The following is a 10,075-nucleotide window of genomic DNA, read 5'->3' as shown; positions in this document are numbered from 1 at the left end:
TTGACAGCTCGCACTTCACTCGGAGGTCTTCGTCATGTCACCACGCCACGCCGTACCTAACGTCCGTGGTCAGAACAGCTAGCTTGTCGGCCGGCTTCACCGTCGACTTCTGCACCAGGGTCGCGATTTCGCGTTATCCACAGCCGTGGTGTAGAACTCGACGTCAGCGAGCGTCAGTCGATGCGCTCACCCGTCTCCGGGTGGAACAGGTGCACGAAGCCTTCCGGATGCCTGCGCAACCGCACCGTCTCCGCGAGCTTGGGCGCCGTGCGCGGGTTGCACCGCGCGACCAGCTCCACGCCCGAGCCCGACCCGGCGTGGGTGTAAAGGTAGGCCTCGCTGCCGAGGTCCTCGACCAGATCGACGACGACCGGCACACCACCCGTGTCGGTGAGTTCGAGTTGCTCGGGCCGGATTCCGATCGTGACCTCCGACAAGCCCGCATCGCTCAACTTGGTGAGTCGATCACGCTCGATCTCCAGAATCGAGTCGCCGACCCGGACGCCGTCGGGGGCGATCGGCAGCGTCACCAGGTTCATCGCCGGTGACCCGATGAAACCCGCGACGAACGCGTTGGCCGGACTGTCGTAGAGCTCGTTCGGGGAGGCGAACTGCTGCAGCTTGCCGAACCGCAGAACCGCGACCCTGTCCCCCATCGTCATGGCCTCGACCTGATCGTGGGTGACGTACACCGTCGTGGTGCCGAGGCGTCGCTGCAGCGCGGCGATCTGGGTTCGGGTCTGCACGCGCAGCTTTGCGTCGAGGTTCGACAGCGGCTCATCCATGCAGAACACCTGCGGCTCTCGCACGATCGCACGGCCCATCGCCACGCGTTGACGCTGACCACCCGACAGCTTGGCCGGCTTGCGGTCCAGGAACTCCGTCAGATCAAGGATTTTCGCGGCCTCCTCGACCTTCTTGCGTCGCTCCGCCGACGACACCCCGCGCAGCTTCAGCGCGAAACCCATGTTCTCGGCGACGGTCTTGTTCGGATACAGCGCGTAGTTCTGGAACACCATCGCGATGTCACGATCCTTCGACGGCACACCGGTCATGTCCCGGCCGCCGATCTCGATCGCACCCTCGTCGATGTCCTCCAGCCCGGCCAGCATGCGCAGGGCCGTGCTCTTCCCCGACCCCGACGGGCCCACCAGCACCACGAACTCACCGTCGGCGATGTCGAGGTTGAGCGAGTCGACCGCGAGTTTGTCCGAGCCCTCGTAGATGCACGTGGCGTTGCGGTAAGTGATTGTTGCCATTGGTATCTCCGTGTCTGTAGATCGGCTCTGACGGTTACTTGATCGCGCCGAACGAAAGTCCGCGCACCAACTTGTTCTGTGCGATCCACCCGCAGAGGATCACGGGCAGTGCGGCCATGGTCGCGGCCGCCGACAGCACGGCCCAGTACTGACCCTCACCGGCGATGAACCCGACGAGGTACACGGGCATGGTCTGAGCGTTCACCGCGGTCAGATTCACCGCGAAGAAGAACTCGTTCCAGGCGAAGATCACGCAGATCAGCGCCGTCGCCGCGATGCCGGGCGACACGAGCGGCAAGATCACCTCGCGGACCGATCGCCACAGGCTCGCCCCGTCCAGGCTCGCCGCCTCCAGCAGTTCGCCGGGCACCTCCAGGAAGAACGACCGCATCATCCACACCGCGATCGGCAGGTTCATCGCGGTGTAGAGAACGATCAGTGCCCAGATGTTGTCCAGCAGGCCGATATTGGAGACGATCACGTACAGCGGCAGGATCACCGCGACGACGGGCAGCATGCGGGTGCTCATGAAGAAGAACAGCGCATCCTGGGTTTTGCGGACCGGCCGCAGCGACAGGGCGAACGCGGCAGGGACGCCGAGCAACAGCACCACCAGCGTCGAGATCCCGGTGGCGAAAAGCGAATTCAGCATCGCCGGGCCGATGCCCTGGTTGAAGACCGCAGAATACTGATCCAGCGTCGGGGAGAAGAACAGCTTCGGTGGGCTGGTGGCGGCGTCGGCTTCCTGTTTGAACGACGTCAGCACCATCCAGAACACCGGGAAGAAGAATCCGAGTCCAACCAGCCACGCCACCAGTCCCCATGGGCTGAACGTGCGCGACTTCTTCTTGGTTCTCGCGGCGGGTTGCGGTGTGGCTGCGGTTTTCTCGACCGTGGTAGTCATCAGGCCGCCTCTTCCTTCCCGGTGAACGACTTGAAGATCAATCGGAGCGCGAAGCTGGCGATGATCATCGTGAAGATCACGACCACCACGCCCATCGCCGCGGCCTGACCGATGTCGAAGCCGAGGAACGCGCGCTGATAGATGTAGAACGGGAGGTTCGCGCTCGCGATCCCCGGGCCGCCCTGGGTCATCATGTAGATCGCGTCGAACGTGTTGACCAGGAAGATCGCTCCGAGGACGACGCCCAACTCGATGAATCGCCGCAGGTGCGGCAGTGTCAACTCCCGAAACAGTTGAAACGCGTTGGCACCGTCGACTCGACCGGCCTCCAGGATGTCGCGTGGCATCGACTGGAGGCCGGCGAGGATCAACAGCATCATGAACGGTGTCCACTGCCAGATGAGCATCACCATCACCATCGGCAGCGGGAACCGCCCGATCCAGTCCATGCGCTCGATCCCGACCAACGACATCACCCAGTTCAAGATGCCGTTGTTGGGATCGAGGATCGTCGTCTTCCAGATCAGCGCGGCCGCAACGGGTGTGACGAGGAAGGGCGTGATCAACAGGGTCCGTACGATCCCGCGGCCCAGGAACGCCCGGTCCAGCAGCAAGGCCAGCAGCAGCCCGAAGAACGCCGAGAGCAACACCACCCCGACGATCAGGATCACGGTGTTGAGCGCGACGGTCCAGAACTGGCTGTCCTTGGCGACCGTGACGTAGTTCTGCAATCCGATGAACTTGCGTGAACCCGGACGGACCAGGTTCCACGACAACGTCGAATAGTAAAGGGTGAACAGGAATGGGATCTGCGTGACGACGATCATGAAGATCAGCGCCGGCAGCAGCGGGCCGCGGCGACGCCAGGCCTCGGCACGGCTCACGCCGGTGTTCTGCGCCTCTCGAATCCTTCGAACCCTTTCGGCCACCGCCATTTCGCTGGCTTCGGCCTTGGTATCCGCGGTTACGGTCATCACCTCTCCTGGTATGTCTTGCCGACAACCTCGGCGTACTGCTGCGCCTGGTCGAGGGCCTCGTCCACGGTCTTCTGGCCGGCGATCGCGGCACTGATCTGCTGACTGACCCTGGTGCCGAGGTCCTGAAACTCGGGGATCGCGACAAACTGAATGCCGGTGTACGGAACCGGTTGCACCGTGGGCTTGTTCGGGTTCGCGTTTTGGATCGAGCGCAACGTCAGAGGTCCGTACGACTGCGAGATCTTCTCGTACTCCGGCAGTCCGGTATACGTCGACGTGCGGCTGCCCGGTGGAACACGGGCCCAGCCGAGCTTCTCACCCACCAGCTTCATGTAGTCCTTACTCGTCATCCACGAAATGAACTTCCAGGCGCCGTCGGGATTCTTGGCCGATTTCGGGATGCCCAGCGCCCAGGTGTACAGCCATCCGGAGTTCGGCTTCTCCGCGATCGGTGCGGGCAGGTAGCCGATCTTGCCGACCAGGTCCGGGTACTCCTTCGGATCCTCCAGGACCGACACCGCGGACGTCGCGTCGTACCACATGGCGGTCTGGCCCTGCCCGAACAGGTTCGCGCACTCCTGGAATCCGGTCGAGGCCGCGCCCAGTTCACCGGAACGCTTGACCAGGTCGACGTAGAAGTTGACCGCTTTGCGCACCTCGGGGCTGTTCAGCTGCGCGTTCCACTGCTCGTCGAACCAGCGCCCACCGAACGTGTTGATCACGGTGTCGAGCGGTGCGAGCACCTCACCCCACCCGGGCTTGCCGCGTAGGCAGATGCCTGCGCGGTTGTTGGTTTTGAGGGTGTCAGCCCACTGCGCCACTTCCTGCCAGGTGGGTTGGTAGTCCGGCGACTGATCGACCTTGATCCCGGCCTGTTCGAAGAGGTCTTTGCGATACATCAGGAATGACGACTCGCCGTAGAACGGGACCGCGTACATGTCACCGTCGTGCGACAGCGACTCGCGCAGCGACGAGATGAAGTCTTGCTCGTCGTAACCCGGTGTCTTCGCGGCGTATTCGGAGAGGTCCTGCAGCCAACCGTCCTTCGCCCACTGCGGGGTCTCGAAGTTGCTGATCATCACGACGTCGAACTCGCTTCCGCCCATCGCGGTCGACATGGTGATCTTGGCCCGGGCCTGGTTCTCCGAGAGTGTGACGAACTTCAACTTCGTTCCGGGGTTTGCCTTCTCGAACTTCGAGGACAGATCCCTGGCGTCGGTCATCTGCGAGTTCGACACCATCGCGATGGTGACCTGGTTGTCGGAGGCGCCGAGGCTCCCGGCGCCCGAGCAACCGGATGCGAGCACCACGGCCGACGCCGCGGCCACCGCCGCGAATCGCCTGATCATTGTCCGTCTCACCTGCGTCGTCTCCTTACTGCGCCAACAACCAACGTGCGCAATCGATGTCACACACCAGCAGCCGGGCCAATTTGCCCTTCAGGGCGGCGAGGGCGGCGTCGTACTTCGTGGCGCCACTGGAGATCAGCAGCGTCTTTTCACAATCACGGATGTCCTCGAGCGGCACGGACACCGCACGCTGCTGCAGTTCGGTGTCGACGGGCGCACCGTCCGCGTCGAAGAACCGTCCGCCGATTTCCCCCACCGCGCCCAGCGACTCGAGCTCGTCGAGCATGCGAGTGTCGAGGAAGCTGCCCTCGAACAGCGTGGTCGAGGTCGACACCGCACCGACACCGAAGAGCATCATGTCCGCTTGCCGACCCGCCTCCAGCGTGCGCGAGATCACCGAATCGGTGCGCATTGACGCGACCGTCGACGGGTCTGCGTACAGCGGTGCCGGTAGCCGTAACGTGCTCGCGCGCAACGTTTCCGCGCACCGGGTCAGGATGAATTCCGTGCCGGTCTGATAGGCCGCGGTCGACATGGCGCCGTCGAGCTGCACGACTGCGCGACAACTCGCCACCCCCGGAACCAGGGCGTTGGCTGTCGCGACCTGTTCGGGGCCCCAGGTGAACCCGAGCACGTCGTCGGGGGTGAGACGCCGCATCAACAACGCGGCCGCGGCGCGACCGACACTGGCGAACCCGGCCGGCCGGCCCGGCGCACCGAGGTCGACGCCGTGTCCGGCGACCACCACCTCGGTGAGGCTGTAGCGCCGCTCGAGCTCGCGCTCTTCCTCGGCGTGCAGATCCTCACTGAGCCCGGCCGGGACGGCGATCTCGATGCGGACCAGGCCTCGAGCCTTCGCGCGGGCGATCAGTCGACCCGCGGTCGGGCGCGAGACGCCGAGCCGGGCGGCGATCTCGGCCTGGGTCAGGCCGTCGAGGTAGTACATCGTCGCCGCACGCAGCGCCAGCCGGATGTCCTGCGCCGGAACCGCGGCCCCGGCGAGTTCACCGGTCGACGTCGATGCGGTCACGCCCTGCCGCCTCCTTGGTGAGCATTTGCTCAGGGGTGCGATTAGATGCTCACCACGTTAACATGGTCGATGTGACGCACACAACACTTTCCCCGGACAGCCGGATGCGGGCGGCCGTGCTCGTCGCGCCCGGGCGGATCGAGATGCAGGAACGCCCTGTGCCCCGGCCCGACCCCGGTGACGTGCTGGTACGCGTCTCGTCGGTGGGTGTGTGCGGATCGGACACCCACTACTACCGGCACGGACGCGTGGGCGGCTTCGTCGTGGAGGCGCCGCTGATCCTGGGCCACGAGGCGGCCGGCACGATCGTCGACGTCGGCGAGAACGTCGACCGCGCGCGCATAGGTGAGCGCGTGTCGATCGAACCGCAGCGCCCCGATCCCGACAGCGACGAGACCCGCCGGGGCCTCTACAACCTCTGCCCGCATATGCGGTTCTTCGCGACCCCACCTGTGGACGGGGCACTGTGCGAGTACGTGACCATCGGAGCGGAGTTCGCCCACCGCGTGCCCGACTCCGTCTCCGATGACGCCGCCGCCTTGTGCGAGCCGCTGTCGGTCGGCATCGCCGCGGTGCGCAAGGCGGGCGTGGACGGTCGCTCGCGGGTGTTGGTCGCCGGGGCCGGACCGATCGGCATCGTCATCACCCAGCTCGCACGCGCCTACGGTGCGACGGACATCGTCGTCAGCGATCCCGACGAGGCCCGGAGACGACAGGCGACCTCGTTCGGCGCGACGGCAGTGCTCGATCCGACCGTCCAACCCATCACGGATCTCGGGGTGGACGCGTTCATCGACGCCTCCGGCGCGGCGACGGCCGTCGCCGACGGCATTCGGGCGGTGCGACCGGCGGGCAAGGTGGTGCTGGTCGGTTTGGGCGCCGAGTCGATGGAGCTGCCGACGCAGGTGATCCAGAATCGCGAACTGGTGCTGACGGGCGTCTTCCGATACGCGAACACCTGGCCGACGGCGATCGCCCTGGTCGAATCGGGACAGGTTGATCTGGATGCGATGGTGACGGCCCGCTTTCCGCTCGAGCGGGCCGCCGAGGCCCTCGACTCCGACCGCACGCCGGGTAGCGTGAAGTCGGTGGTGACGGTCTCATGAAACTCGACAACTCCACGCTCGCACAGCTTCAGTCGGACAAGCCGACCTACGACCGTTCCGGAATATCGGTCGGCATAGTGCATTTCGGAGTCGGCGGCTTTCACCGAGCGCATCAGGCGATGTACGTCGACCGGCTCCTGGAGAAGGGGCGCGCCAAGGAGTGGGGCATCGCCGGGGTCGGCGTCATGCCCGCCGATCGCAAGATGGCCGATGTGATGGCCACCCAGGACGGGCTGTACACACTGCTGCTGGAGAAGCCCGACGGTAGCCGCGAAGCACGCGTGATCGGTTCGATCGTCGACTACCGCTATGCACCCGACGACCCCGAGTCGGTGATCGAACTGCTGGCCGCGCCGACCACCCGGATCATCTCGCTGACCATCACCGAGGGTGGCTACAAGATCGACAATGTCGGCGGCGCCGACGGAGTGAGCGTCTTCGGGTTGGTCGTCGATGCGCTCGCCCGCAGGCGCGACCGCGGCATCACCTCACCGACGATCGTGTCGTGCGACAACATCGAGGGCAACGGTGACGTCGCCCGGCATGCGTTCACCACCTACGCCGAACGGGTGCACCCAGGCCTCGGCGAATGGATCGAGACCCACACCAAGTTTCCCAACTCGATGGTCGACCGTATCACACCGGTGACCACCCCCGACGTGATCGACGTCGTGGCAACCGAATTCGGCATCGACGACCAATGGCCGGTGGTAGCCGAACCCTTCACCGCCTGGGTGCTCGAGGACGACTTCGCCGACGGCAGACCACCGTTTGAGGACGTGGACGTGCTCATGGTCGACGACGTCACCCCGTACGAGCTGATGAAGCTGCGGCTGCTCAACGCCGGGCACCAAAGCCTGTGCTATTTCGCGTATCTCGCCGGGTACCGGCTGGTGCACGACGCCGCCGGCGATCCGCTGTTCGCCGATTTCCTGCTTGCGTACATGGACGACGAGGCGACACCGACGCTCAAACCCGTACCCGGGATCGACCTTCCCGACTACAAGCGCACGCTGATCGAGCGGTTCGCCAACCCCGGCGTCAGGGACACCGTCGCCCGGCTGTGCTACGGCTCCTCGGACCGCATCCCGAAATGGCTGCTGCCCGTCATCCGCGAAAACCTCAGAACCGGCGCGCCGATCCGCCTGTCGGCGGCGACGGTCGCCAGCTGGGCACGCTATGCCGAGGGCACCGACGAACAGGGCCAGCCGATCGACGTGCAGGATCAGCTCGTCGACGTCTTGGTACCGCTGGCCAAGAAGCAGCGCGAGAATCTGACCGCGTTCATCGAGAACACCGAACTCTTCGGCGATCTCGCCTCCGACGAACGATTCGTCGAAGCCTACGTCTGGGCGCTCGACTCACTGCACCGCGATGGTGCGCGGGCGACGCTGGAAGCATTGATGCACAAGGACGACTCGTGAGCACGCAGCGGGCGCTGGTGATCGGCGAGGCGTTGATCGACATCGTCCGGCGTGGTGGCGAGGTCATCGGTGAGCACGTCGGCGGCAGCCCGCTCAACGTGGCGGTGGGGCTGGCCCGCCTGGGCCGCGATGTCGACTTCTTGACGCACATCGGCGGCGACGAGCGCGGACGGCGCATCGCCGACCATGTCGAAGCGTGCGGGGTGCGGCTGGTCGAAGGCAGCACGACCGCGGCGCGGACGCCGACGGCGTTGGCGACGCTGGACGAGCAGGGATCGGCCGAGTACGAGTTCGACATCGAGTGGCAGCTGACCGGAACGCCAGAGGTCGGTCCCCCCCTGGTCGTGCACACCGGTTCGATCGCCTCGGTGCTCGAGCCCGGCTGCCGGGCGACCGCCGCGCTGCTCGACACCTATCACCCTTCGGCCACCGTGACGTTCGATCCGAACGTGCGGCCGGCACTGACCGAGGACGCCGACGCGGCGCGCGCCCGCATCGACCGGCTCATCGAACGGTCCGACGTGGTGAAGGCCAGCGACGAGGACATGCGATGGCTCGATCCGGGACGGACCCCCGAGCAGATCGCGCAGACGTGGCTGTCGCTGGGCCCGTCGATCGTCGCGGTGACGATGGGTGGGCAAGGCTCGTTCGCGCTGTGCGCGCAGGGCCTGGTGCGGCTTCCGGCGTTCCAGGTCGACGTCGTCGACACCGTCGGCGCGGGTGATGCGTACATGACCGGCCTGATCGACGCGCTGTGGACGCTCGGACTCTTGGGCGCCGAGCGCCGCCGTGACCTCGCACGCATCGGCACCGACCAGCTCACTGACGTCGTGCGCACCGCCGCGATGTCGTCGGCGCTGACGGTCTCGCAGTCCGGCGCCGACCTGCCCGATCGCAGTACCCGCGATGCGGCCCTCAAATCAGCCATACTGGGTTGATGCGTTCCATATGGAAGGGTTCGATCGCGTTCGGCCTGGTGAACGTGCCGGTCAAGGTCTACAGCGCGCAGCAGGACCACGACGTGAAGTTCCATCAGGTGCACGCGAAGGACAACGGGCGCATCCGCTACAAGCGCGTCTGCGAGATCGATGGCGAGGAAGTCGAATATCGCGACATCGCCCGGGCCTACGAATCCGACGACGGGCAGACCGTGATCATCACCGACGAGGACATCGCCACGCTGCCTGAGGAACGCAGCCGCGAGATCGAGGTGCTGGAGTTCGTTCCGGCCGACGACATCGACCCGATGATGTACGACCGCAGCTACTTCCTCGAGCCCGAAGGCAAGTCGTCGAAGTCGTATGTGCTGTTGACCAAGACGCTCAAGGAGACCGACCGAGTCGCGATCGTGCACTTCGCGTTGCGCAACAAGACGCGGCTCGCCGCGCTTCGGGTTCAGGACTTCAGCAAGCGCGACGTCATGGTGATCCAGACGCTGTTGTGGCCCGACGAGATCCGCGACCCCGATTTCCCTGTGCTGGATAAGGAAGTCGACATCAAGCCGGCCGAACTGAAGATGGCCACCCAGGTCGTCGATTCGATGACCGACGACTTCAACCCCGATCGCTACCACGACGACTACCAGGAGCAGCTGCGCGAGCTGATCGCGGCGAAACTCGAAGGCGGCGAAGCGTTTACCACCGAGGAGCAGCCACAGGAACTCGACGAGACCGAGGATGTCTCCGATCTGCTGGCCAAGCTCGAGGCCAGTGTGAAGGCGCGCCGCGAAGGCCGCGGCGGGTCAAAGAGTTCCGGCGACGATGACAAGCCGGCCAAGAAGGCGCCCGCGAAGAAGAGCGCGGCGAAAAAGACGCCCGCCAAGAAGGCCGCGAAGAAGTCGACGGCGAAGAAGTCCGCGGCCAAGAAGACCGCGGCCAAGAAGTAGCCGCCCCTCTCAGGGCGCGCGGCGCCGACTTCTGCACCACGGTCGTGGTGTCGGCGTATTTCACAGCCATGCCGCAGAACTCGGCGACCCCCCGGAACCCGAATTAGAACGTGTTTCAAAAAGCCCTCACGCGGGCCGTCG

At 65.4% G+C, this 10,075-nt stretch carries 9 protein-coding genes; 4 read left to right on the top strand and 5 right to left on the bottom strand.

All coding sequences use genetic code 11. The features are described 5' to 3' along the window. Positions 1 to 173 precede the first annotated feature (173 nt). Genes A5752_RS15930 through A5752_RS15910 form a run of 5 tightly spaced genes read right to left on the bottom strand, consistent with a single transcriptional unit; the run spans position 174 to position 5,519 of the window. Positions 174 to 1,259, bottom strand: coding sequence for an ABC transporter ATP-binding protein (locus A5752_RS15930; RefSeq protein WP_067087412.1), 1,086 nt, complete (start codon positions 1,257 to 1,259; stop codon positions 174 to 176). A 34-nt stretch (positions 1,260 to 1,293) separates the two neighbouring features. Continuing rightward, positions 1,294 to 2,163: a carbohydrate ABC transporter permease gene (locus tag A5752_RS15925; RefSeq protein WP_067087409.1), complete on the bottom strand. Its 870-nt coding sequence runs from the start codon at positions 2,161 to 2,163 to the stop codon at positions 1,294 to 1,296. Continuing rightward, entirely contained in the window at positions 2,163 to 3,137 is a 975-nt protein-coding gene (locus A5752_RS15920) for a carbohydrate ABC transporter permease (RefSeq protein WP_067087406.1), read from the bottom strand. Before A5752_RS15920 ends, A5752_RS15925 begins: the two co-directional genes overlap by 1 nt. Then, positions 3,137 to 4,489, bottom strand: a complete 1,353-nt coding sequence (locus A5752_RS15915) for an ABC transporter substrate-binding protein (RefSeq protein ID WP_067087404.1) — start codon at positions 4,487 to 4,489, stop codon at positions 3,137 to 3,139. The genes A5752_RS15920 and A5752_RS15915 overlap by 1 nt, the downstream gene beginning before the upstream one ends. 25 nt (positions 4,490 to 4,514) lie before the next feature. Continuing rightward, positions 4,515 to 5,519, bottom strand: coding sequence for a sugar-binding transcriptional regulator (locus A5752_RS15910; protein ID WP_067087401.1), 1,005 nt, complete (start codon positions 5,517 to 5,519; stop codon positions 4,515 to 4,517). A 104-nt stretch (positions 5,520 to 5,623) separates the two neighbouring features. Here A5752_RS15910 and A5752_RS15905 point away from each other — a divergent pair, with 104 nt between their 5' ends. The 4 genes from A5752_RS15905 to ku are packed head-to-tail and all read left to right on the top strand — an operon-like array spanning position 5,624 to position 9,934. After that, positions 5,624 to 6,625 carry an NAD(P)-dependent alcohol dehydrogenase gene (locus A5752_RS15905; protein ID WP_067087399.1) on the top strand — a complete coding sequence of 334 codons (1,002 nt, stop codon included), beginning with the start codon at positions 5,624 to 5,626 and terminating at the stop codon, positions 6,623 to 6,625. Next, positions 6,622 to 8,049, top strand: coding sequence for a mannitol dehydrogenase family protein (locus A5752_RS15900; protein WP_067087394.1), 1,428 nt, complete (start codon positions 6,622 to 6,624; stop codon positions 8,047 to 8,049). Before A5752_RS15905 ends, A5752_RS15900 begins: the two co-directional genes overlap by 4 nt. Then, positions 8,046 to 8,987 carry a carbohydrate kinase family protein gene (locus A5752_RS15895; RefSeq protein ID WP_067087390.1) on the top strand — a complete coding sequence of 314 codons (942 nt, stop codon included), beginning with the start codon at positions 8,046 to 8,048 and terminating at the stop codon, positions 8,985 to 8,987. The genes A5752_RS15900 and A5752_RS15895 overlap by 4 nt, the downstream gene beginning before the upstream one ends. Further along, on the top strand, positions 8,987 to 9,934 hold the full coding sequence (gene ku, locus A5752_RS15890) for a non-homologous end joining protein Ku (protein ID WP_067087388.1): 948 nt from the start codon (positions 8,987 to 8,989) through the stop codon (positions 9,932 to 9,934). The genes A5752_RS15895 and ku overlap by 1 nt, the downstream gene beginning before the upstream one ends. Positions 9,935 to 10,075: the final 141 nt, after the last annotated feature.

The organism is Mycobacterium sp. 852002-51961_SCH5331710, from assembly GCF_001665535.1.
In the GTDB taxonomy this organism is placed as follows: Bacteria; Actinomycetota; Actinomycetes; order Mycobacteriales; family Mycobacteriaceae; genus Mycobacterium.
The sequence above is the reverse complement of the archived record's forward strand: the minus strand, read 5'-3'. Positions and strand labels throughout refer to the sequence as shown.